The following is a 22,609-nucleotide window of genomic DNA, read 5'->3' on the forward strand; positions in this document are numbered from 1 at the left end:
CGTGGGGCCTCAGCCGGTCAGCACCACCTGGAGCTCCTGGCGGCGCCGCTCGGCGAGGTCGGTCAGCAGCGTCGGCGCCTCGTCGAACGGCACCACCGCCGAGACCAGGTGCTTGCGGATCACGTCCCCGTACGCGCGCAGCAGGTCGATCGTCTCGGCGGAGAGACGCTCGCGGTCCCAGGTGGGGGCGAGCCCGCGCGGCACCCGGCCGATCTGCGCGCACCGCAGCGACAGTCCGTTGTGGTGGAACTCCTCGCCGAACCGGACCGCGTCCGCGCCGGCCTGATAGAAGGCCAGGTCGACCACCGTGCCCTGCGGGCGCAGCAGGCGCAGCGCGAGCTGCAACGCCCACGCCTGCCCCCGGCACTGGAAGACCACGTCGGCGCCCCGGTCGCCGGGACCGTGCGCCCAGCGGGTCTTGAGCACCACCGCCGGGTCGTCGGCCTCGGGATCGAGGGTCTCCAGGCCCAGCGCCTCGGCGACGGCCCGCCGCTGCGGGGTCGGGTCGAGCACCACCACCGATGCCGCCCCGTGCCGCTTGGCGAACAGTGCGGTGAGCAGTGCCACCACCCCGCTGCCGACGACCGCGACCCGCCGGCCCCGCACGCCGTCGCCCAGCGACCGCACGTCCGCGCCGTGCAGGTCGGCGGCGGCGTGCAGCACCCCGTTGGCACAGATCGGCCCCATGTGCGCGACGTAGACGCCGAGCAGCGGGTCGAGGTCCTCGGGCAGCGGCACGAACCGCTCGGCGACCGGGTCGGCGACCCAGCCGCTGCGGTGGCCGTACGTCATCGCGCCGACGGTGCCCACGGCGACGGCCGGGGTACGGCTCTCCACCACCCGGCCGACCTGCATGTAGCCAAGCCGGGTCACCGGGTACGGGGTGCTGGCCGCGCCCGGCTGGAAGAGCCCGAGGTCGGCGTTCCAGGTGACGTTGAGGTAGGGGTTGGTGCCCTTGACGTAGCTGAGCTCGGTGCCCGCGGACACCCCGCTGAACAGCGTCTCCACCCGGAACGTGCCGTCGGTCAGCTCGGCGGCGTCCTGCTCGACCAGCTCCACCCGCCCCGGGGCGCTGACCACCACCACGCGGTCACGCATCGACGGTCACCCCCGTGGCGAGCGGCGCGGCGACGGGCGTGTCCAGCCGTACGGGCCGGCCGGTGCGGGCGGAGTCGGCGACCGCGAGGGCGAGCCGTTGGGTGCCGAGGGCCTCGGCGTACGGGACGCGGACGTCGTCGCCGACGCCCCGGACGGCGTCAACGAAGGCCCGGTCCACCGCCACCCGGGCGGCCTCCGGGTCGGTGTCGAAACGGCGTTCCCCGTCGGCGTCGCGCACGACCAGTCCGTCCTCGCTCAGCGACAGGGCCAGCCCGTCGGCGAGGATCTCCAGTCCGGCGCGGTGCTTCCAGCCGAGCACGCAGGCGGCGGTGAGCGTGCCGACCGCGCCGTCGGCGAAGCGCAGCGTCGCGGTGGTCACCGAGTCGATGTCGGCGCCGTCGACCGGCGGCGGAGTGCCGTTGCCGTACGCGGTGACCTCGGTGACCTCCCCGACCAGCGACCGGACCAGGTCCAGCACGTGGGCGGCCTGCTCGACCACCGGGCCGCCGGAGCGGTCCCGCCGCGACCACCAGGCCACCGGGGGCACCTTGTCCCACCACGCGCCGCTGACCATCCGCACCGGGCGGTCGCCGAGCAGCTCCCGGGCCTGCTCCACCACCGGCGAGTAGCGCCAGTGGTGCCCGACGCCGGTGAGCAGCCCCCGCCGGGCCACCAGGTCGGCGATCCGCTCGGCGGTCGCCAGGTCGACGGCGACCGGCTTCTCCACGAACATCGGCACCCCGGCCGCGACGACCGCCTCCTCGGCCGGCCCGTGGGCGAACGGCGGCACGCAGACGTAGACCGCGTCCGGTCCGGCGGCCAGCAGCTCCTCGACGTCGCCGAAGGTACGGGCGCCGTGCGCGTCCGCCAGTTCCGCCGCCGCCTCCGGCACCACGTCGGTCACCCCGAGCAGTTCCACGTCCGCGAAGCCGCCCAACACCCGGGCATGGCGTTGCGCCACCCCGCCGGCCCCTACCAGTCCCACCCGGCACGTGCGCATGTAAAGCCCTTTCGCCACAGTTTCGCGTTCCGACGACTGCACTCCCCCCGCGTGGGCGCAACCAAACGTTCACCAGGGCGGAACCCGGTCACGTCAGTGTCGTGATCAAGCTGTTAGGCATGCTGCGGTTAGCGCGAGGGCGGTAGGGGGAAAAACAACTGAGGTTTTTCCGCCACGATCTGGGGGTGCCTGTGCGGAACACGGAAACGATGGTGTCACCGGTGGTGGAGGCTTGGGCCACCTACCGCACCACGTCGGCGGGTGACTGGCCGGCGCGGCGCCTGATGCGCGCCAAGGGCGACAGCAGGGTCAGCGTGGTGCTGCCGGCCCGCAACGAGGAGGCGACGGTCGGCGCGATCGTGTCGACGATCCGGGAGCACCTGATGGAGCGGGTGGCCCTGGTCGACGAGCTGATCGTGGTGGACTCGCGGTCCACCGACCGCACCGCCGAGGTGGCCCGCGCCGCCGGCGCGGAGGTCGTCAGCCAGGACGCGATGACCCGCGGCCTGCCCCGGCTGACCGGCAAGGGGGACGCGCTCTGGGCGGGACTGGCCGCGGCCGAGGGCGACGTGGTGGCGTTCATCGACGCCGACCTGCGTGAGTTCCGCCCCCACTTCGTCACCGGGCTGATCGGTCCCCTGCTGACCGATCCCTCGGTGGACTTCGTCAAGGGCTTCTACCACCGTCCGCTGGTCGGGGCGTCCAGCGTGGAGGCCGACGGCGGCGGGCGGGTGACGGAGCTGATGGCCCGGCCGATGCTGAACCTGTTCTGGCCCGAGCTGGCGGGCTTCGTGCAGCCTCTCGCCGGTGAGTACGCCGGCCGCCGCGAGGTGCTGGAGCGGGTGCCGTTCGTCTCCGGCTACGGGGTCGAGACGGCGATGCTCATCGACCTGCTCGAGCTGGTCGGGCTGGACGCGCTGGCCCAGGTGGATCTGGGCGAGCGCAAGCACCGCCACCAGGACACCGCGGCGCTCGGCCGGATGTCGGCCCAGATCATGCTCACCGCCTGGTCGCGGTTGCAGCGGCGCGGCTGGGCTGCGCCGGGCGCGATGCCCGCCGCCCTGCTGACCCAGTTCCGGCGCGGCGGCTCCGACGCCCTGCCGAACCTGGACCGGGAGATCGTCGTCAGCGACGTCTCCGTCGAGGAGCGGCCGCCCCTGGCGGAGCTGCGGCACCGGATCCCCCGCCGACGGGTCGCCGCGGCGTGAGCGCGCGACCTGCTGTGACCCCGCACGACCGGGCGCGGACGGCCAAGGGCCCCGCCGAGGGAAGGAATCCCGCATGAGCCTCACCGTCCTGATGAACGCCGGTCCGTGGCTGTCCGTGCCGCCGCCCGGCTACGGCGGCATCGAGAACGTGATCGCGACGCTGGTGCCGGAGCTGCGCCTCCTCGGCGTACGGGTGGTGCTCGCGTCGGTCGACAGCAGCACGCTCCCGGTCGACGAGAAGTTCTCCGTCTTCCCCGACGGGCAGTTCCACGCCCTGCAACGGCCCTACAACCAGGTCTGCGGCATCGCCCAGGCGCACCTGAACGGGGTGGTGCGGGCGCTGCACTCGCGCGACGACATCGACCTGGTGCACGACCACGTCGAGGCGGTCGGCCTGGCGACGCTCGCCGCGATGGGCCCGGACGCCCCGCCGGCCCTGCACACGCTGCACTGGGACCTGGCCAAGCACCCGGCGCTCTACGGCAACCTCGACGGCGACGACCGGGTCCGGGTCAACGGGGTCTCCGCCTCGCAGCTGGCCCGCGCGCCCCGGGCGCTGCGGGAGCACTCGGTGGGCCACGTGCACCTGTCGACCTCGCTCGCCGTCGGCGCGGACCGTCGGCCCCGGGTGGACAAGGGCGACTACCTGATCATCCTGGGGCGGATCAACCCGGGCAAGGGTCAGGACGTGGGTGCGCGCCTCGCCCGGCGGGTGGGGGTGCCGCTGGTGCTCGCCGGGCCCGTCGGCCCGTACCACCGGCCGGAGGACCTGGCCGCCGCCGGGGACGAGGCCCGGCAGAACCCGGACGTGCGGTTCTTCTACGACGAGGTGGCGCCGCACGTCGACGGCGACCTGGTCCGCTGGGTGGGCACCGTGGCCGGGCAGGAACGCGACGACCTGCTGGCCGGCGCCCGGGCCTCGCTGTTCCCGCTGCGTTGGGAGGAGCCGGGCGGCACGGCGGTGGTCGAGTCGCTGGCCCTGGGCACGCCGGTGGTGGCCACCGCCAGGGGCTGCCTGCCCGAGCTGATCGAGCACGGCCGCACCGGCCTGCTCACCACCGACGAGGAGGAGTTGGGCGACCTGCTGCTGGCCGCCAGCCTGCTGGACCCGGACGAGTGCCGGCGCGAGGCCGCCGTCCGCTTCACCCCCGCGGTGATGGCCGAGAAGTACGTGGGCCTCTACGAGCGGGTCCTCCAGCTCGCCGCCGCCGGACGCCTGCAACCGGCCTGACCGGCGATCAGCGTCCCGGGGCCGGCCCGCCGTCACGGTGGGCCGGCCCCGGTTCCGTGCCGGGCCCGCGCCTGCGGATCCGCGCGATCCGCCGGTGGCGGGGGTTTGGCGGCGGGAGCAGCGGGAAGGCGCGGTCCGCTCAGCTTTCCGCACAGTGAGGAGACGGCGGTGACCGGTCCCATGGCGCGCTCCCGCGCCCGGCACAACCCGGCCGACGGCAGGGCTCCCGTCCGGCGGGCCGCCACCGCCGTGGCGGTGGTCTTCCTCCTGGTCGGCCTGCTCGGCTTCGTGCCGGGCATCACCAGCAGCTTCGGCGACCTGCGCTTCGCCGGGCACGACTCCGACGCCAAGCTGCTCGGCCTGTTCCAGGTCTCGGTGTTGCACAACATCGTGCACCTGCTCTTCGGGGTGGCCGGGCTGGTGCTGGCCCGCACCGTCGCGGGCGCGCGGACGTACCTGGTCGGCGGCGGCGCGATCTACCTCGTGCTCTGGCTCTACGGCCTGGTGATCGACCACGACAGCGCGGCCAACTTCATCCCGGTCAACAGCGCCGACAACTGGCTACACCTGTTCCTCGGCCTGGGCATGATCGCGCTCGGCATCCTGACCACCCGGGGCCGACGCCACCGGTGACGCCGCGCGAGCGGCCGGGGCGGCGACGCCCCGGCCAGTCCGGTTTGACCCTCCGCGCGCCCGGGTAGTTCGCAGATTCCGACGATCGCGAAACGAGGCGCACGATGCCGAGCCGGATCACCTGTGAGGTGCACGACGGGTCGCCCGTGACCCTCGTACGCCTTCATGGCGGTCTCGACCTCGGCACCATGCGCAGCGTGCACACGGTGCTGGACCGGTGCCTCGCCAGCCAGCCCGACGCCCTCGTGGTCGACCTCACCGACGTCACCGTGCGTGACCGGCTCGCCCTCTCGGTCTTCGCCGCCACCGCCCGCCGGGCGGCCGGCTGGCCGGCGGTGCCCGTCGTGCTGTGCGCCCCGCCGCCCGAGGTGGCGGCCTGGCTGGCCGAGTCGACCGCCTGCCGGGTGGTGCCGGTGCGCCGCGACTGCGACGAGGCGACCCGGGTGGCGAACGCGGCGGCGTCGCCCCGGCTGCGGGCCCGGCTCGAACCGGTCGCGGAGGCCTGTCGGCGGGCGCGGGAGCTGGTCACGGACGCGTGCGCCCGCTGGAACCTGCCGGAGGCCGCCGGGCCGGCGTCGCTGGTGCTCAGCGAGCTGGTCGGCAACGTGGTCCGGCACGCCGGCACGCCGATGCAGGTGACGCTGACCCTGCGCCGGCCGTACCTGCACCTGGTGGTGGCGGACGGCAGCCGGGCCACCGTGCGGGCCGGCGCTGCGGACCTGCGGGCCGAGGGCGGCCGGGGGCTGATGCTCGTCCGCGAGCTGGCCCAGCGGTGGGGCAGCGCGCCAGCCGGCGACGGAAAGGTCGTCTGGGCCATGCTGCCCGCGAATTAGCCGAATTTACCACTCTCGCCTGAATGACCGCTGTGGCCTGGTTTCATGGGCGGAGGGGCGGGTAGCCGCGCCGTCCTATCTGTCGTCTGGCGGGGTGAGAGTCACATGCCCAAGCGGGTAACCACGGAACCACGCGACCGGGGACCGGCGATCTTGGCACCGGCACGCTTCGGTGGCTATCCCGGTCCGTTGCGCAAGGCGCTGCCCGGCGGGAAGCTGACCCGGTTCCTGGCCACCACCGACCACAAGCAGATCGGACTGCTCTACCTGCTCAGCTCGTTCGGCTTCTTCCTGGTCGCCGGGATCCAGGCGATGCTGATGCGCGCCGAACTCGCCCGGCCCGGCATGCAGATCCTCTCCTCCGAGCAGTACAACCAGCTCTTCACCTCGCACGGCGCGGTCATGCTGCTCCTGTTCGCCACGCCGGCGGCGTTCGGGTTCGCCAACTACATCGTGCCGATCCAGATCGGCGCCCCGGACGTGTCGTTCCCCCGGCTCAACGCCCTCGCGTACTGGCTCTACCTGTTCGGCGGCCTGATGGTGCTCGGCGGCTTTTTCACCCCGGGCGGCTCCGCCGACTTCGGGTGGACCGCGTACTCGCCGCTGAGCAGCCAGGAGCACTCCCCCGGCGTCGGCGCCAACATGTGGGTGATCGGCCTGGTGATCTCGGGGCTGGGCACCATCCTCGGGGCGGTCAACCTGATCACCACGATCCTCACCCTGCGCGCGCCCGGCATGACCATGTTCCGGATGCCGATCTTCACCTGGAACATGCTCTTCACCAGCGTGCTGGTGATCCTGGTGTTCCCGCTGCTCGCCGCCGCGCTGCTGGCGCTCGCCGCCGACCGGCTGCTCAACGCCCACGTCTACGACCCGATGACCGCCGGCCCCATGCTCTACCAGCACCTGTTCTGGTTCTTCGGCCATCCCGAGGTGTACATCATCGCGCTGCCGTTCTTCGGCATCATCACGGAGATCATCCCGGTCTTCGCCCGCAAGCCGATCTTCGGCTACACCGGCCTGGTGCTCGCCACCGCCGCGATCACCGTGCTGTCGATGACCGTGTGGGCGCACCACATGTTCGCCACCGGCCAGGTGCTGCTGCCGTTCTTCAGCATCCTGAGCTACCTGATCGCGGTGCCCACCGGGGTGAAGTTCTTCAACTGGATCGGCACCATGTGGAAGGGGCAGATCACCTTCGAGACGCCGATGCTCTTCGCGATCGGCTTCCTGGTCACCTTCCTCTTCGGCGGCCTCACCGGGGTGCTGCTGGCCAGTCCGCCGGCGGACTGGCACACCCACGACACGTACTTCGTCGTCGGGCACTTCCACTACGTGCTGTTCGGCACGGTGGTCTTCGCGCTCTTCGGCGGCTTCTACTTCTGGTGGCCGAAGATGACCGGCCGGCTGCTGGACGACCGGCTCGGCAAGGCCCACTTCTGGACGATGTTCCTCGGCTTCCACGGCACCTTCCTCGTCCAGCACTGGCTGGGCAACGAGGGCTTCCCCCGCCGGTACGCCGACTACCTGCCCAGCGACGGGTTCACCGCGCTGAACACCTTCTCCAGCATCTCCGCCTTCGTGCTCGGCGCGTCCACGCTCTTCTTCATGTGGAACGCCTGGAAGTCCTGGCGGTACGGCGCGATGGTGAACGTCGACGACCCGTGGGGCTTCGGCAACTCGCTGGAGTGGGCGACCACCTGCCCGCCGCCGCTGCGCAACTTCGACCGGATGCCCCGCATCCGCTCAGAGCGGCCCGCCTTCGACGCCAAGTACGGCCCGCTCGTCGCCGACCTCGGCCGGGACCTGCCCCAGCGCACCACCAAACCGCCGCAGGGCTTCCGCGACGAGCTGCACCGCGAGAAGCACCTGCCCGAGGCGCCGGCCGCCGAGGGGGCGCACGGCGCGCGGGAGGCCGCCGCGTACCAGCCCGCGGCGCAGTCCGGGGCCCGGCCGGTCGACGTTCCCGAGCCCGACGACATCCGTCGGCCCAGCTTCGAGCAGACCGACGAGCCGGAGGAGACCCGCCTCGGCGCCGACCGGGAGGCGCAGGCCAACGACCGCTGGCGGCACCCGCGCGGCCCCGGCGACACCCCCGAGCGCTGAGCGGGCGTATCGAACACCCGCGCGGGCCCGGCGCAGAGCGCCGAGCGGGCGTACGCGCCAAACCGGCACCTGCCCCGCGCGGGCCCGGGCGATACCGCAGAGCGCCGAGCGGGCGTACGCAACACCCCGCGCGGGGCCCGGCGCAGAGCGCCGAGCGGGCAGGCGCGCCGAAGGGCCGGCACCCCTGGGCGGTTTCTAGGGGGCGCCGGCCCTTTCCGACGTCGTGCTCAGCCCTCCCGGGCCGCCGCCAGCCCCGCCGCGGTGAGCGAGCGGCGCACGGCCGGCTGGACGCGGGTCAGCCGCAGCGGCACGCCCGTGCGGGCGGCGGCCTCGCGGCCCGCCATCAGCGCGGCGATGCCGCCGGCGTCGAAGCCCCCCGCGCCCACCAGGTCGACCACCACCTCGGCGGGCTGCCCGGTCACCGCCTCGAGCATCGCCCGGCGCAGCTGGTCCGCGCCGTCCCGGTCGACCTCCCCGCCGACCTCCACGACCACCCGGTCGCCGTTGTGCCGGACCGAGATCCTGGTCTTCGCCGGCTCCGACTCGGCGGCCCCGTTCTGCCACGGCGGCGGAGCGTCGGCGAGCATCGCCTGGCGCAGCCAGGTCAGCGCCCGCGACAGCAGTCGGGAGACGTGCATCTGGGAGATGCCGAACCGGGCGGCGATCTCCGCCTGGGTCTGGTTGCCGTAGAAGCGCATGGCCAGGATCCGCCGCTCCCGCCAGGGCAGCCGGTGCAGCAGCCCGCTGACCGTCACCCGGTCGTCGACGGATTCCAGCGCGTTGTCGGACTCGCCGACCAGGTCGCCGAACTCGGCCGAGCTCTCCCCACCGACGGGGGCGTTCAGCGAGGCCGGGCTGTAGCCGGCGGCCGACTCCAGCGCGGCGAGGATCTCCGCCTGCGGCGTCTCCAGCCGCTCCGCCAGCTCGGCGACCGTCGGGGCCCGGGACAGCTCACTGGTCAGCGCGGAGGTCGCCTGCCCCACCTCCAGGATCAGGTCGCGCAGCCGGCGTGGCACGTGCACGCCCCAGGTGCGGTCGCGGAAGTGCCGCTTGATCTCGCCGACGATGGTGATGGCCGCGTACGCGGTGAACGAGCCCCGCTCCGGGTCGTACCGGTCGACGGCGTTGACCAGGCCGAGCCGGGCCACCTGCTCCAGATCCTCCAGCGGCTCGCCGCGCCCCCGGTAGCGGCGGGCCAGCCGGCCCGCGAACGGCAGGGCGAACCGGACCAGGTCGTCACGCGCCTCCTGGCGTCGTTCGGGCGGTAGGCCCTCGATCCGGGCCGCGTACGCCAGTGCGGCCGCGTCGAGGTCCTCCAGGCCCCGATCGGTCGGAGGTGGTGTGGTCGTGGTGGTCTGTCCGAACATCCGCGCCTCCCTCAGGAAGGTCCCCCGCCCGGAATCAGGAAACCGGTCGTGCGCGCGCGTGGTCGCACCACGCCCGGGCCGGAAAGTGGGTCACATGACTGGGATGTCAGCGGGCGACGACGCCACGCCGGACGGCGTGATCAGGCCGTCGCAGCCAGCGGTGTTCCCGCTCCGTAGGTACTCAATCACGGGACCCGGGGTTCGCGAGGATGTTTCGAAAGGGCCGGCTCAACAGACCAGCAACCCCTGGTGGGCGCCGCCGTCGCGCAGCGCCGCGAGGGCGTCGAGGACGGTCATCGGCGGCGGCGTCGGCAGGTCGTACGGCTGCGCCCGCAGCACCTCCGTCGCCCGGCGGGTGGGCACCGAGGTGACCGGGTAGCCGCGCGCCGAGGTGCGGTCCAGCGCCCGCCGGAGGCGACCGAAGCCGGCGACGGCCAGCCACTGGGGTAGCCCGGCCAGCGCCGGCGACCGCAGGCCGGGCGGCTCGGGCAGCACGTCCACGGAGCTGAACGGCTCGCTCCCGGCGAGCCACCACTCCACCGCCTCCACGCTGCGCCGGGTGGCGTTCTCGCACCAGTACGGCACCATCCCGGCCCGCACCACCTGCCACGGGTCGAGCAGCCGGCCGCACTCCACCACCAGGCGGTCACCGGTCTTGCCGGCCGCCCGCAGCCAGCGTCGGTACAGGTCGGCGGTCGCGGCGCTGAGCGCCTCCGGCCGCGGCACGAGGACCCGGTGCAGGGGATGGCTGTGCCGGCCGGTCCACTCCCGGACGCCGGTCTCGAAACCGGAGTCCACACCGTGTTCCGCCGGCTCGGGTGGCGCGGTGACCTCCGGCGGCGCCCACTGCGCGCCGTCTCCGCCGGCCGAGCGGAGCACCTGGCGCAGGGCGTGGCTGTCCGGGTGGAAGTCGACCGGGTCCAGGCCGCTGCCGGGGCAGCCGACCTGGAAGCTGTGCCCCGGGGCGGAGTCGAACACCGGCCAGGTGCGGGCGTCGCGCAGCAGCAGCACCGGGGCGCCGGGCTCCAGCCGGTCGGCCAGGAACCGCGCGTACGCGGCCGGCACGGACCGCCACCGGGCCGCCAGGGCGACCGTGGCGCCGGCCAGCGCGCCCCGGCTCGCGGGGCAGTGCACCTGGCGGACGTGCAGGTCGGCGTTGCCGCCGAGGAGGCGGGCGGTGAGGGCGGCACCGTGGTCCAGGGCGGCCTGCGGCCGGTCGACGGCGCCCTGCGCCCAGTGCACGGTCATCTCGAACCCGGCGGGCAGCCAGGGCACGCCGAGCGCCATCGCCAGGTGCGCGGCCGCGCCGTGCGGGGAGCCGATCAGGGCGCCCGGGTAGCGGCGGCGCGGGTACTGGTCGGCGAACCAGCGGGCGACCCGGCCCGCGTCGACCTCGGCCGTCTGTCCCGGCGTGAGCGCCACCCGGCCGGCCGCCCGGATCACCGCCGCCCGGCGCACCGGCTCGGGCGCGCCGGCGAACCGCGACAGCGGTCCCGGGTGCCCCGGATGGCCCAGGTCGGCGCAGTCGGCCCCGCGCAGCGCCCGCGCGGTGGCGGCCACCAGGACCCGCGCGGCACTGCCCGCGGCCACGACCCGGTCGCCCGCCAGCCCGGCCCCGTCGGCCGTGAGCCCCTTGCGCACCTTGTGCACCGGCTCCACCTTGCCTCGTTCGCTCACCACGCGGCCCGGCTTCCCGTCCCGATGGGGTTCAAACGGGGCATCCCCCACCGGGCGGGACCATTTAGAAGATCCCGGGCGGGCCGCCGAACCGGGCGCCGACACCCGTCGCCGTCGCGACGGCACGCCGGTGAGCAGGGGTTTCAGTGCCGGGGGAAGGGGCACATGAGCGCCCATGCGCACCGACGACGACACCTCCGCGGCGGCCACCATCACCCCCTACCAGGACGGGCCGCTGCTGGTCCGGGGCGACTTCGCCCTGGTCACCCCCGACGGGGAGAGCATCGACGCGAGGCGGGGCACGGTGGCGCTGTGCCGCTGCGGGAAGTCGGCGCTCAAGCCGTTCTGCGACGGCACGCACAAGGCCGTCGGCTTCCGCGCCGGCACCACCCGAGCCGCCCCCTGAGCCCGCTGGGTCGGGTGGCGCGAGTCGGGTCAGGCCACGGCAGCGGGGATGGTGCCGGGGCGCGGGCGCTTCCGCAGGTCGATGCGGAGCGGCGCGTCGGCGGCGCGCAGGGAGGTGCGCCCGGCGGTCCAGGCATCCAGCAGGTGCGCGGCGAAGAGCCGGTCCACCGCCAGCGCGGCGGCGGCGCCGAACAGCACGTCCAGGGCGAGCCCCGGCTCGATGCGGACCAGTCCCCCGCACAGGTCGTGCGCGGCGATCTGCTCGTGCACCGCGTCGGCCTCGACGTGCTCGTCGTAGAAGCGGGTGGCCCCTCCGTCCAGGCCGAGGCGGCGCAGCCCGTTGCCGTACCGGCGGTTCGGCAGCGAGGAGGTCATCTCGTACGCGGCGAGGTGCCCCAGCAGCGCCCCCCGCAGCCGCCGGTGCAACCCGAACAGCGACATGAGATTGTTGGTGGCGAGGGTGACCGCCGGCACGGCGTCCAGGTGGGCGGCGTAGCCGGTGTCCAGCCCCAGCCGGCCCAGGGTGACCCGGAACAGCTCGGCGTGCATCCGGTCCAGCCGCCCGTTGCCGTACTCGTCCATCTGAATCTCGACCAGGGCGGCCTTCGCCGGGCCGCCGAGGCGCGGCAGGGCCCAGCTGTGCGGGTCGGCCTCCCGCAGGTGGTAGATCGAGCGGTGGGTGACGAACTCCCGGAACTGCGCCAGCGACGCCCGGCGCTGAAGGTACCCGGCGAGCGACGGCCCGTCGTCGGCGGCGACCACGTCGGCCAGGGCCGCCGGCACCCCGCTGGGCAGCGCCGCCGGCAGCGGCCCCACCAGCACGCGCACCGCCGCCTCGAAGTGGCGTTCGGCGTACGCGCGCAGGGCGAGCACGGACGGCTGCCACTCCCAGTCCTCGTCGACGCCCTGCCAGCCCCGGTAGTGCAGCTCGTAGCAGCAGAAGAGGGTGAGCTGGAGGTCCTCGTCGGTGAGCGGAGCGGCCGGGTCGAGCCCGGCGCCGAGCCCCGCCGGAAGGTCGTGCGGCGTGCGCCGCAGCGCGTCCAGCAGCGCCGCCGAGACCGGTCCACGGGGCTGCGGCAGGGGCGCGGGACCGTACCGGCGGTCCGGGGACTCTGACAAGGTGACCTCCAGCAGTCGTACTGCCCGTCCTCAGTGCCCGCGCGGTGGGCCGTTAAACGAGGTCGTCGACCTCCACGGCCACCCCGGCGGCGAGCATCCGGTCGCGCACCCGCCGGGCGGCGTCGCCCTCGGCGAACACCTCGCGCAGGTCCGCGAACGCGGGCTCGGGCGGCGCCAGCCGCACCGCCGGGTCGACCACCGCCTCCAGCACGCAGGGCCGGTCGGCCGCCAGCGCCTCGTCCCAGGCCGCCCCCACCAGCTCCGGCCGGTCGACGCGCACCCCGTGCAGGCCGAGCAGCCGCGCCCAGCCGGCATACGGCACGTCGGGCCGGCGGTGCCTCGGGTCGGTCGGCGCACGACCGCCGCCCATGCCCGACTGGTCGCGGTTGTTGAGCACCAGCACCACCAGGCGGGGGTCGCGCCACTCCCGCCAGTGGTGCGCCACGGTGATCAGCTCGGCCAGCCCGTTGAGCTGCATCGCGCCGTCGCCGAGCAGGGCGATCACCGGCTGGTCCGGGGCGGCGAGCTTGGCCGCCACGGCGTACGGCAGGGCGCAGCCCACCGAGCCGAGCGTGCCGCAGAGCTGCGCGCTGACGCCCGGAGGCAGTTCCAGGTGCCGGGCGTACCAGTAGATGACCGAACCGACGTCCACGGCCACCGCGCCGCGGCGCGGGATCCGGGTGGAGAGTTCGTGCAGCACGAGCTGCGGGTTCACCGGCTCGGCGGGGGCGGCGGCCCGGTCCGCCCGTTCGGCCCGCCACCGGTCGACGGAGCCCTCGACGGTCTCCCGCCACCGGGTGGACGGCCGGTCGGGCACCCGGGTCAGCAACGCCCGCAGCGTCTCCTGGGCGTCGCCCACCAGCGGAACGTCCACCGAGTAGTGGTTGCCGATCCGGCGGCCGTCGATGTCGATCTGCACCGTGCGGGCCTGACCCGGCATGGGGAAGTAGTCCGTCCACGGGTCGTTCGTGCCGACCAGCAGCAGCGTGTCGCAGCCGCCCATCAGCTCGGCGGCGGCCGGGGTGCCGACCTCGCCGAGGACGCCGACGTGGAAGGGCAGCCGTTCGTCGAGCACCGGCTTGCCCAGCAGCGAGGCCGCCACCCCGGCGCCGAGCCGGTCGGCGAGGGCGACGATCTCGCCGGCCGCGCCCCGGCCGCCCTGCCCGACCAGGATCGCGGTCCGCTGGCCGTTGGCGAGCAGCTGGGCGGCCGCGGCCAGGTCGACGTCGTGCGGCAGGACCCGGGCCAGCGGCTCCCCCGGGGTGGCCGAGAGCACCCCGACCGCGTGCGCCTGCAGGTCGGGCACGGCGGCCTCCTGCAACTGCCGCGGCAGCACCACGCAGACCGGGCTGCGGGTGGCGGCGGCGGTGCGGAACGCCTGGTCGAGCAGGGCTGGCACCCCGTCGGGGATGCGGCCGTACCGGACGAACTGGTTGCACACGTCGGCGAACAGCCGGCTCAGCCCGATCTCCTGGTGGGCCCCGCCGAGCGGGCCCGAGACGTCCTCGCCGACGATCGCCACCACCGGCTTGCTGTCCAGCTTGGCGTCGTAGAGGCCGTTGAGCAGCTGGACGGCGCTGGGCCCCTGGGTGGCGAGGCAGACCCCGATCCCGCCGGTGAACTTGGCGTGCCCGGTGGCCATGTAGGAGGCGGTCTCCTCGTGCCGGGCCGGCACGAACGCCGGATCCCCGCCCGAGGCGTCCAACGCCTCGACCACCGGGGCGATGGCCTCCCCGGGGTAGCCGAAGACCCGCGGCACCCGCCAGGCGCGCAGTCGCTCGACCACCAGGTCGGCCACCGTACGCTCAGCCATCGCCACGCCCCGGCGTGCCGGCGTCGACGTAGCGCAGCACCGCCCCGACGCCGTCGGTCAGCTCCGGCGCCTCGTCCGGGCCCAGCACGGTCAGCTCGGCGTCGGTGCCGACCAGCGCGCGCACGAGGGCGGCGTCGGCGCGGACCTTCTCCGGGTCGCGTACGGACATGGCGGCGAGCTGCCCCGGGTCGGTGGCGATCTCGGTCGGTTCCGGCCCGATCCAGAGTTCCCCGGTGGCGGACGGGTCGTCGACGATGAGCATCGTCTCGACCTGGTTGCGTTGCAGGGCGGACACCACGGCGTCCAGCCCGGCGCCGACGTCCTCCTGCATGCCGAACCGGTCCAGCACGGCGGTGATCCGCTGGTCGGCCACCTCGGCGATGGTCTGCACGGTGAGGTCGTCGAGCAGGCTCTGGTCGGCGCCGCCGCCCCGGGATCCGGCGTCGGTGCGGACCATCAGGTCCTGCCAGCGTTCCGGCATCTGGGCGGCGATCACGCCGGTGGCGCGCACGTCGCCGGCGACCACCACCACCTCCGCGCCGACCTTCTCGGCCAGCTCCACCGTGGCCGCGGTGACGTCGCCCGCGTTGTGGTGCCAGGCCTCCATCGCGGCCCTCTGGTGGTGCGACTGCGACCAGCCGCCGGGCTGCACCCGACGCAGCTGGAAGTGCTCCCGGCCGGTCACGTGGGCGCGGCGCGGCACGCCGCCGGCGCTGATCGCCATGGCGTCGGCGCCGGTCCGGTCGGCGAGCACCCGCACCCAGGCCACCTGCTCGCCGCGCTGGGCCAGCATCGGCATCACGTGCGGCAGCGAGGTGTACGCGGCGAGGTCCCGCAGCGGCGGGGCGGAGAGGTACTCCGACAGCACCACCCGGCCCCGGGCGCCGAAGACCGCCAGGCCGTAGGCCCCGGGCATCGGGTCGTGCCCCCGGACGACCCGTTCGACGGCCTCGATGGTCTCGACGTCGGCGCGCTGCTGCTGAAGTTGTTGGCGCAGGGCCCGCCAGCGCAGATCGAGCGCCGGGTGGGCGTCCTCGGTGTTGGCGGACGCGTCCAGGTACACCGAGACCCACGGTCCCGGCCGGTCGTAGAGCGGGCGCAGGAAGGACAGCTGCATGCTCGACCCCTTTCCAGCTCGGCCCCCCGCTTACCCGCGCGGCTGCGGTTGTCACCTGGCCGCCGCGAGCGCGTGACCGGATTTCATTCATGTCGCTCAACCCGGATGGCCGATACCATGAGTGAACGGAACCGGACTCTGGGTGGTGGAAATGGACAGCGACCTGCACATCCGTCGGATCGTCCACCCGACCGACCGGATCGTCACGGGGCGGATCATCCGGCTGATGGACGGCTACCCGCGCGAGGTGCGCATCGGCCAGCCGGTGCTGGTCGCGGTCCTCGCGGCGGCCGGGGTGGTCGGGCTGCTGATGGCGCTGGCCCGCTCCCTGTTCTCCGCCGGCTCCGGCGCCGCCCGTCGCCGGTTCAAGGAGCTGAAGAAGGGCCCGGAATACCTGGTCACCCCGGTGCGGCTGCGCAACGCCGCCGGGCAGCTCTGCGAGGTCGAGCTGCACGGGCACCTGCCGCAGAGCGCCCTGCACCCCGCCGACCACGTGCAGCTCACGCTGCGCCGCCAGGGCGACCCGGACCTGCCGCCGAAGATCGAGCGGATCGTGAACCTGACGACGGGCCAGCTGCTCACCCCGCGCACCGCCACCCTGTGGTCGCACCTCGGGCCGCCGCTGCTGCTCCAGGCGACGCTGGGCGCGCTGCTGGTCGCCGCCCTGGTGGCCTGGTCCGCGCTGACCTGACGGCCGGGTGACCATCTCCCTCGCCGCGCACGCGCCAAAGGCGAGCAGCGGGGCACGCAGGGCACGCGCGGTTTCCGGCGGCGCGCCGACGGGCACCGTGGGGACCATGTTCGAGGGCTTCACGCTGGAGCAGATCGACGTCGGCGAGGTCCGGCTGCGGGTACGCCACGGCGGTTCGGGCCCACCCGTGGTGCTGCTTCACGGGCATCCGCGCACCCACGCGACCTGGCACCGGGTCGCGCCGCTGCTCGCCCGCGGGCACACGGTCATCTGCCCGGACCTGCGCGGCTACGGCGGCTCGTCGAAGCCGCCGAGCGATCCCGGGCACACCGCGTACGCCAAGCGGGCGATGGCCCGCGACGTGATCGGCCTGCTCGACGCGCTCGGGCACGACCGGGCCGCGGTGGTGGGGCACGACCGGGGCTGCTACGTGGCGATGCGCACGGCGCTGGACCACCCGGACCGGGTCAGCCGGCTGGGCGTGCTCGACGGGGTGCCGATCGGCGAGGCCCTGGCGCGCGCCGACGCCCGGTTCGCGGCCCGGTGGTGGCACTGGTTCTTCCTCGGCCAGTCGGACAAGCCGGCGGAGCGGGTGATCAACGCCGACCCGGACGCCTGGTACGGGGGATCGCCGGCCGCGATGGGCGAGGAGGCGTACGCCGACTACCGCCGGGCCATCCACGACCCGGCGACGGTGCACGCGATGTGCGAGGACTACCGGGCCGGGCTCGGCCCGGACCGGGCGGCCGACGACGCCGACCGGGCCGCCGGGCGGCGGATCGCCTGCCCGGTGTTGTTCTGCTGGTCGGAGCGGGACGACATGGTCGACCTCTACGGCGACCCGGCGGCGATCTGGCGGGACTGGGCCGCCGACGTGCGGGTGGCCCCGATCGACTCGGGCCACCACATGGCCGAGGAGGCCCCGGAGCAGCTCGCCGCCGAGCTGGCCGGCTTCCTCGCCGGCTGACCGCTCGGCGTCGCACCGGCCGCCCCGTCCCCGCCCGGCCCCACCGCGAAGCCCTCGACGGGTGGGTGGCGGGTCAGCCGACGGGGGTCAGCGGCCGGTCCGGCTCGCCGGCCGTGCGCAGCATTCCCCGCCGGGCGGCCCAGCGTTCGAAGACCAGGGTGGCGAACGGCGGCACGGCGCAGGCCAGTGCCACGAGGGTGGGCCAGAGCCGCCACCGGTGCAGCCGGGCCACCGCGAGGACCAGCAGGCCGTACGCGACGAAGAGCGCGCCGTGAACCGGACCGAAGATCTTCACGCCGATCTCGTTGCCCGGGGGGCCGTACTTGACGGCCATGCCGATCAGCAGGGCCAGCCAGGAGCAGGCCTCGGCGATCGCCGCCGCCACGAACAGCCTGGTGATCTTCTCGCGCATCGTCACTCCCCCACCGGTTGCCGCACATGCTAACCACCCCGTGCGCCGCGCCGGCCGCACGACCGGCGGAGGCGACAGGGATCACGCGGGCCCCGGGTGGGTACGTACAAAGGGCTTCGGGTCTTCCCCGGCCCGCCCCGGGCGTGCGAGGTTAGGGGAACCAACGGTGACAGGGCGGTGACCATGGGCGAGGACGTCGGCGTACGGACCTTCAGTCGCGAGGACCGGGCCCGCTATCGCGAGAAGGTGCGGCGGTGCCTGGACGTCTTCGCCGAGATGCTCCGGGAGTCCCGCTTCGACGTCGAGCGGCCGATGACCGGGCTGGAGATCGAGCTGAACCTGGTGGACGACGGCTCGATGCCGGCCATGCGCAACGCCGACGTGCTGGCCGCCATCGCCGACCCGAGCTTCCAGACGGAGCTGGGCCAGTTCAATGTCGAGATCAACGTGGCGCCGCGCCGGCTGGCCGGCACCGGCACCCGCGAGTTCGAGGAGAACGTGCGGGCCAGCCTCAACGCCGCCGAGAGCAGGGCGCGGGGCGTCGGCGCGCACATGGTGATGATCGGCATCCTGCCGACGCTGCGGCCGGAGCACCTGACCGCCGAGACGCTGTCGGCCAACCCGCGCTACGCGCTGCTCAACGAGCAGATCTTCGCCGCCCGCGGCGAGGACCTGCGGATCGCGATCAACGGCGTGGAACGGCTCGCGGTCACCGCCGACACCATCACCCCGGAGGCGGCCTGCACGAGCACCCAGTTCCACCTCCAGGTCAGCCCGGCCCAGTTCGCCGACTACTGGAACGCGGCGCAGGTGGTCGCCGGCATCCAGGTGGCCCTGGGCGCGAACTCGCCGCTGCTCTTCGGCCGGGAGCTGTGGCGCGAGACCCGCATCCCGCTGTTCCAGCAGGCCACCGACACCCGGCCGGAGGAGATCAAGGCCCAGGGCGTACGCCCGAGGGTGTGGTTCGGCGAGCGCTGGATCACCACGGTGTTCGACCTGTTCGAGGAGAACGTCCGCTACTTCCCGGCGCTGCTGCCGGTCTGCGACGCGGAGGATCCGGCCGAGGCCCTCGCCCGGGGGGACGTGCCGAAGCTCGCCGAGCTGCGGCTGCACAACGGCACCGTCTACCGCTGGAACCGCCCGGTCTACGACGTGCTGAAGGGCCGCCCGCACCTGCGGGTGGAGAACCGGGTGCTGCCGGCCGGGCCGACGGTGCTCGACACGGTGGCCAACGGCGCCTTCTACTTCGGCCTCGTCCGGGCGCTCGCCGAGGCCGACCGGCCGCTGTGGTCGCAGATGTCGTTCAGCGCGGCCGAGGAGAACTTCACCGCCTGCGCCCGGCACGGCATCGACGCCCAGGTCTTCTGGCCCGGCCTGGGCTATCTCCCGGTCACCGAGCTGGTGCTGCGCCGGCTGCTGCCGCTGGCCCACCACGGGCTCGACCGGTGGGGCCTGGACCCGGTCGAGCGGGACCGGCTGCTCGGCATCATCGAGCAACGGTGCCTGACCGCGCGCAACGGGGCGAGCTGGCAGGTGGAGACCCTGCACCGGCTGGAGTCCGCCGACCACCTCGACCGGCCGGAGGCGCTGCGCGAGGTGGTGCGGCACTACGTGACGCTGATGCACAGCAACCGGCCGGTCCACGAGTGGCCCATCCCCTGACGAGCGCCCGCGAGCCGACCGTCAGGACGGGCCCGGGCCCTCCCTGGTCATCAGCTCGGACACGGTGTGCGGCGAGCCGTCCACGGCGGTCCGCGCGTCGGGCATGAGTGCTCCTTTCGAGCGGGCCGTCGCCCGCCGCCGAGCTTATTGCAATCTCTTGGCAACAAGCTCGGCGCGGCGGCTTCCGAGCACGACTCCGGCATGGAACACGACGCCGCCGAGGACGTCCCGGACGTCGCGCCAGCGGTCGAGCCGCGCCCCGGTGAAGGTGACGTCGCCGTGGAACGAGGCCCGCCCCTCCGCACCGCCGAGCCGGAAGGCGGCGTTGGCGAACCCGCTGGCGTCGAACCGGGTGACACCGTGGAACTGCGCGCCGGTGAAGTCCGCGTGGCCGACCTGGCAGCTGCTGAGGTCGAGGTCGACCAGCGTCGCGCCGCACAGCCACAGGTTCGTCTCCGGCCAGTACGGTGGCCCTGCCCCGCCGGGGACGGCGCCCGCCGGGCGCAGCCGTTCGGCGAGCAGCCGCTGCGCGTCGCGCCGCACCCGGACCTCCTCGGCCTGGGCCGGGGTCAGCTCGCCGGTCACGTCGAACGGCAGTGGCACCCGCAGATACGCGCACAGGGTGTCGGCGACGCGCTGGCGCAGTTCCGGCCTCGCGTCGCCGAGCGCGCCGAGCGCCCGCAGCCCCGCGCGGCGGACGTCGGGATCGCTGTCGGCGAGCTGACGGGTGTAGGGCACGACGGAGGCGTCCGTCACGAACACGCTCGTGCCGTCCGGCCCGGGCTCCGGCGCCCAGCCGAGGGGCCAGCACACCGGCTCGCCCTCGGCGTCGCCGGCCCACCGGGCGCCGGCGAGGTCCACGGCGGGCTGGTCGAGGTGCACCAGCGCGCCGAACTCGGCGTCCCGGAACGTCGCCTCCGCGCCGAACCGCGCCTTGCAGAACCAGGCGGGGCCGTCGAAGCGGGCCCCCCGAAACGACGCGGCCTCGACGAAGCGGGCCCCGTCCCCGCCCTCCTCCCAGCCCTGGTAGTCACCCATCAGGACAGCGACCGGCCAGCCCGGGTCGTCCTCGTTCGGCTCGTCCCAGGGGGCCGGGTCGGCGTCCTCGACGTCGTCCCAGGCCGGGTCGTCCTCCCACAGCTCCTCCTCGCCCCGCCCGAACCACGCCGTCCCCGCGAAGCCGACCCGGTCGAAGCTGGCCGGGCCCCGGAACCGGGCCCGCCCGAACACGGCGTCGGCGGCGAACCGGGCGCCGTCGAACCGGGCCTCGCCGTGAAAGACCGCACGGGCGAACACCGCGTCGCCGGTGAACCGGGCGGCGGCGAAGGAGGTCGCCCCGAGAAACCGGGTGTCGGCGAAACGGGCCCCAGCCAGCGCGCAGCCACCGAGATCGACATCCACGAGGGTCGCCCCGGACAGGTCCACGGCGACGTCCGGCCCCGACGACGGCCCGGCGGCGTCGGCCGCTCCGGCGTGGTCAGCTGCCCCGGCGGCGTCGGCGGCCCCGGGAGCCGGGCGCAGCAGCAGCCCGGCGAGCACCCGCACCGCCTTCCGTCGCGTGTCGGCGTCCGTGCCGTCCGCGGCGGGCGGCGTACGCAAATAGGCGCAGACCGCGCCGACCGCGCCCGGGCGCAGCGCGGGATGGGCCGCGCCGAGCTCGGCGAGCCGGCGCAGGGCGCCCTCCCGCTCCGGGCCCGTCGCCTCGACGACCTGCCGGGCGGCGGTCCGGCACGCCTCGGCGCCCAGTTCCTCGACTGCCACGTGCCCTCCAGACCCGACGCAACAGAACGCCGCCGGAACTCCCCGCCAGGGCCGTCCCCCGACGTGCCGGCGCAGGATAGCGGTGGGCGGTGACACCGCCACGTCGCCAGGACGATCTCCGGCGACATCGCCTCGTGTTTCCGCCGAAGGCGGCCGACCGGCCTGTTTCGAAGTCGACGGCGACCTGACGAGGCAGAACTGGTCGGCAGATCGCGCACGATGGAAGAAACGAGGCGACGACGGCCAGCCCATGATGAAACGCGGACATCGACCCGCGTGAGTCGTAGCCCGTCAAAGGGGCCGCGCGGGCGCGTCCACGACCGGTGGCCACCGACGCCGGTCGCGGGCGTCGGCGCCAGCGTCGACGTGGCGCCCTCCCTCCCCGCCGGTTCCGCCCCCACCCTCGAGGAGCGCATGTGACGCAGACCCAGAGGTCTTCCCCGCGACCCGACGCGCCCGTCCGGCTCGGCCCCGACGCCGTGCGAATCGGGACGTCCGCGTTCGTCAACGGGCACTTCCCCCGGCGGCGAGGACTGATCATCCTGCTCAGCGTCCTCGGCGGGTTCCTGCTGACCGTCATCTGGTCGGCGGAGTTCGTGGACCGGACCATCGGCGACAACGTCGCCAACACGCTGCTCGGCCACGACGCCAAGGAGACGCCCATCCAGGGCCTCGCGGCCGGCATCCTCTTCGCCTTCGTCTCCGGCATCGCGGGCACGTTCACCGCCTGCAACATCGCCGCGTTCGGCGCCCTGGCCCCGCTGACCGGCACCACGGGCGGCAGGTTCAGCCGGTTCGTCGCCCCCCTGAAGCCGCTGGGCTGGATGTCCGTGGGCATGATCGCGGTGTCGGCCGCCTACGGCGCGGTCGTCGGCCTCGTCGGCACCTCGATGCCGCAGTTCTCCACCGCGCCCAACGCCCCCGGCGGACTGTCACCGCGGAGCATCCAGTCCATGGTGGTCTTCGGCGCGATCGGGCTCATCATGGTCTATCTCGGTCTGGCCTCGCTCGGCGTCGTGCCGGACCCGTTCGCCCGGCTCGCCCGGCGGTTCCCCAACGCGCCGATGGTCTTCATGGGCGCGCTGATCGCCTGCTTCCTGATCGGCCGGCCCTTCGCGCTGTTCCGGCAGATGTTCCGCGACGCCGCCGAGAGCGGCAACCCGCTCTACGGCGCGGCCGCGTTCACGCTCCAGTCCCTCGGCAACATCGTCATCATGGCGGTGCTGTTCCTGCTGCTGGCCTGGCTCGCCGGTTCCCGCCTGCAACGCTGGTTCAGCGCCCGGCCGAGCCGCCTGGCGGCCCTGACCGCGGTCGCGTTCATCGTCGCCGGCGCCTTCACGTTCCTCTACTGGGACGTGCGGCTGCTCGCCCGCCGCGAGATCATCCCCTGGTACCCGACGGCCCCCTGGGCCTGAGAGAGTGTTGTGATACCTGGACGTGACCTTCGCTGACTGTGTCAGCGAAGATCACTTCTGTGTCGCTGTGTCTGTAAACCGGTGTACGAGTCGT

General features: G+C 74.2%; 19 protein-coding genes. 10 read left to right on the top strand and 9 right to left on the bottom strand.

What is annotated here, in order from left to right; all coding sequences use genetic code 11:
* Positions 1 to 9: 9 nt before the first annotated feature.
* Positions 10 to 1,098, bottom strand: coding sequence for a zinc-binding dehydrogenase (locus AB0G13_RS21620; protein ID WP_357876833.1), 1,089 nt, complete (start codon positions 1,096 to 1,098; stop codon positions 10 to 12).
* Entirely contained in the window at positions 1,091 to 2,098 is a 1,008-nt protein-coding gene (locus tag AB0G13_RS21625) for a Gfo/Idh/MocA family oxidoreductase (protein WP_357876836.1), read from the bottom strand. Before AB0G13_RS21625 ends, AB0G13_RS21620 begins: the two co-directional genes overlap by 8 nt.
* 191 nt (positions 2,099 to 2,289) lie before the next feature.
* On the opposite strand from AB0G13_RS21625, the gene AB0G13_RS21630 reads away from it, so the two are divergent.
* From AB0G13_RS21630 to ctaD, 5 genes are all read left to right on the top strand, one after another.
* The gene (locus tag AB0G13_RS21630) at positions 2,290 to 3,306 is read left to right on the top strand and encodes a glucosyl-3-phosphoglycerate synthase (protein ID WP_357876878.1); all 1,017 of its coding nucleotides are present in this window, start codon (positions 2,290 to 2,292) and stop codon (positions 3,304 to 3,306) included.
* Positions 3,307 to 3,379: 73 nt separating this feature from the next.
* Complete coding sequence (locus AB0G13_RS21635) at positions 3,380 to 4,537, top strand: glycosyltransferase (RefSeq protein WP_357876839.1); 1,158 nt, start codon at positions 3,380 to 3,382, stop codon at positions 4,535 to 4,537.
* A gap of 180 nt (positions 4,538 to 4,717) precedes the next feature.
* Positions 4,718 to 5,170 carry a DUF4383 domain-containing protein gene (locus AB0G13_RS21640; RefSeq protein WP_357876881.1) on the top strand — a complete coding sequence of 151 codons (453 nt, stop codon included), beginning with the start codon at positions 4,718 to 4,720 and terminating at the stop codon, positions 5,168 to 5,170.
* A 104-nt stretch (positions 5,171 to 5,274) separates the two neighbouring features.
* Positions 5,275 to 6,003, top strand: coding sequence for an ATP-binding protein (locus AB0G13_RS21645; RefSeq protein WP_357876842.1), 729 nt, complete (start codon positions 5,275 to 5,277; stop codon positions 6,001 to 6,003).
* Positions 6,004 to 6,108: 105 nt separating this feature from the next.
* A complete protein-coding gene (gene ctaD, locus AB0G13_RS21650; protein WP_357876845.1) occupies positions 6,109 to 8,109 on the top strand; it encodes a cytochrome c oxidase subunit I in 2,001 nt (666 codons plus the stop codon).
* Between the two features lie 227 nt (positions 8,110 to 8,336).
* Here the strand turns inward: ctaD and AB0G13_RS21655 are convergent, their stop codons facing one another.
* Both AB0G13_RS21655 and AB0G13_RS21660 read right to left on the bottom strand, forming a co-directional pair.
* Complete coding sequence (locus AB0G13_RS21655) at positions 8,337 to 9,476, bottom strand: SigB/SigF/SigG family RNA polymerase sigma factor (RefSeq protein WP_357876848.1); 1,140 nt, start codon at positions 9,474 to 9,476, stop codon at positions 8,337 to 8,339.
* A 228-nt stretch (positions 9,477 to 9,704) separates the two neighbouring features.
* A complete protein-coding gene (locus tag AB0G13_RS21660; RefSeq protein ID WP_357876884.1) occupies positions 9,705 to 11,117 on the bottom strand; it encodes a hypothetical protein in 1,413 nt (470 codons plus the stop codon).
* Positions 11,118 to 11,328: 211 nt separating this feature from the next.
* On the opposite strand from AB0G13_RS21660, the gene AB0G13_RS21665 reads away from it, so the two are divergent.
* Positions 11,329 to 11,559: a CDGSH iron-sulfur domain-containing protein gene (locus AB0G13_RS21665; protein WP_357876852.1), complete on the top strand. Its 231-nt coding sequence runs from the start codon at positions 11,329 to 11,331 to the stop codon at positions 11,557 to 11,559.
* A 29-nt stretch (positions 11,560 to 11,588) separates the two neighbouring features.
* On the opposite strand, the gene AB0G13_RS21670 is transcribed toward AB0G13_RS21665, so the two are convergent.
* Genes AB0G13_RS21670 through AB0G13_RS21680 form a run of 3 tightly spaced genes read right to left on the bottom strand, consistent with a single transcriptional unit; the run spans position 11,589 to position 15,607 of the window.
* On the bottom strand, positions 11,589 to 12,677 hold the full coding sequence (locus AB0G13_RS21670) for an iron-containing redox enzyme family protein (RefSeq protein ID WP_357876855.1): 1,089 nt from the start codon (positions 12,675 to 12,677) through the stop codon (positions 11,589 to 11,591).
* A gap of 52 nt (positions 12,678 to 12,729) precedes the next feature.
* A complete protein-coding gene (locus tag AB0G13_RS21675) occupies positions 12,730 to 14,490 on the bottom strand; it encodes a thiamine pyrophosphate-binding protein (protein WP_357876858.1) in 1,761 nt (586 codons plus the stop codon).
* Positions 14,483 to 15,607 carry a Vms1/Ankzf1 family peptidyl-tRNA hydrolase gene (locus AB0G13_RS21680; protein ID WP_357876861.1) on the bottom strand — a complete coding sequence of 375 codons (1,125 nt, stop codon included), beginning with the start codon at positions 15,605 to 15,607 and terminating at the stop codon, positions 14,483 to 14,485. The genes AB0G13_RS21675 and AB0G13_RS21680 overlap by 8 nt, the downstream gene beginning before the upstream one ends.
* Before the next feature lie 142 nt (positions 15,608 to 15,749).
* Here AB0G13_RS21680 and AB0G13_RS21685 point away from each other — a divergent pair, with 142 nt between their 5' ends.
* Both AB0G13_RS21685 and AB0G13_RS21690 read left to right on the top strand, forming a co-directional pair.
* A complete protein-coding gene (locus AB0G13_RS21685; protein ID WP_357876887.1) occupies positions 15,750 to 16,298 on the top strand; it encodes a hypothetical protein in 549 nt (182 codons plus the stop codon).
* A gap of 106 nt (positions 16,299 to 16,404) precedes the next feature.
* The gene (locus AB0G13_RS21690; protein ID WP_357876864.1) at positions 16,405 to 17,265 is read left to right on the top strand and encodes an alpha/beta hydrolase; all 861 of its coding nucleotides are present in this window, start codon (positions 16,405 to 16,407) and stop codon (positions 17,263 to 17,265) included.
* 73 nt (positions 17,266 to 17,338) lie between these two features.
* Here the strand turns inward: AB0G13_RS21690 and AB0G13_RS21695 are convergent, their stop codons facing one another.
* The gene (locus AB0G13_RS21695; protein ID WP_357876867.1) at positions 17,339 to 17,677 is read right to left on the bottom strand and encodes a DUF3817 domain-containing protein; all 339 of its coding nucleotides are present in this window, start codon (positions 17,675 to 17,677) and stop codon (positions 17,339 to 17,341) included.
* 183 nt (positions 17,678 to 17,860) lie between these two features.
* On the opposite strand from AB0G13_RS21695, the gene AB0G13_RS21700 reads away from it, so the two are divergent.
* Positions 17,861 to 19,339, top strand: coding sequence for a glutamate--cysteine ligase (locus AB0G13_RS21700; protein WP_357876870.1), 1,479 nt, complete (start codon positions 17,861 to 17,863; stop codon positions 19,337 to 19,339).
* A gap of 144 nt (positions 19,340 to 19,483) precedes the next feature.
* Here AB0G13_RS21700 and AB0G13_RS21705 read toward each other — a convergent pair whose 3' ends face one another.
* Entirely contained in the window at positions 19,484 to 21,100 is a 1,617-nt protein-coding gene (locus AB0G13_RS21705) for a pentapeptide repeat-containing protein (protein WP_357876873.1), read from the bottom strand.
* Positions 21,101 to 21,516: 416 nt separating this feature from the next.
* On the opposite strand from AB0G13_RS21705, the gene AB0G13_RS21710 reads away from it, so the two are divergent.
* Positions 21,517 to 22,515: a hypothetical protein gene (locus AB0G13_RS21710; RefSeq protein WP_357876875.1), complete on the top strand. Its 999-nt coding sequence runs from the start codon at positions 21,517 to 21,519 to the stop codon at positions 22,513 to 22,515.
* Positions 22,516 to 22,609 lie beyond the last annotated feature (94 nt).

Origin of the sequence: Micromonospora sp. NPDC023633 (assembly GCF_040640035.1) — a bacterium.
Lineage (GTDB): Bacteria > Actinomycetota > Actinomycetes > Mycobacteriales > Micromonosporaceae > Micromonospora.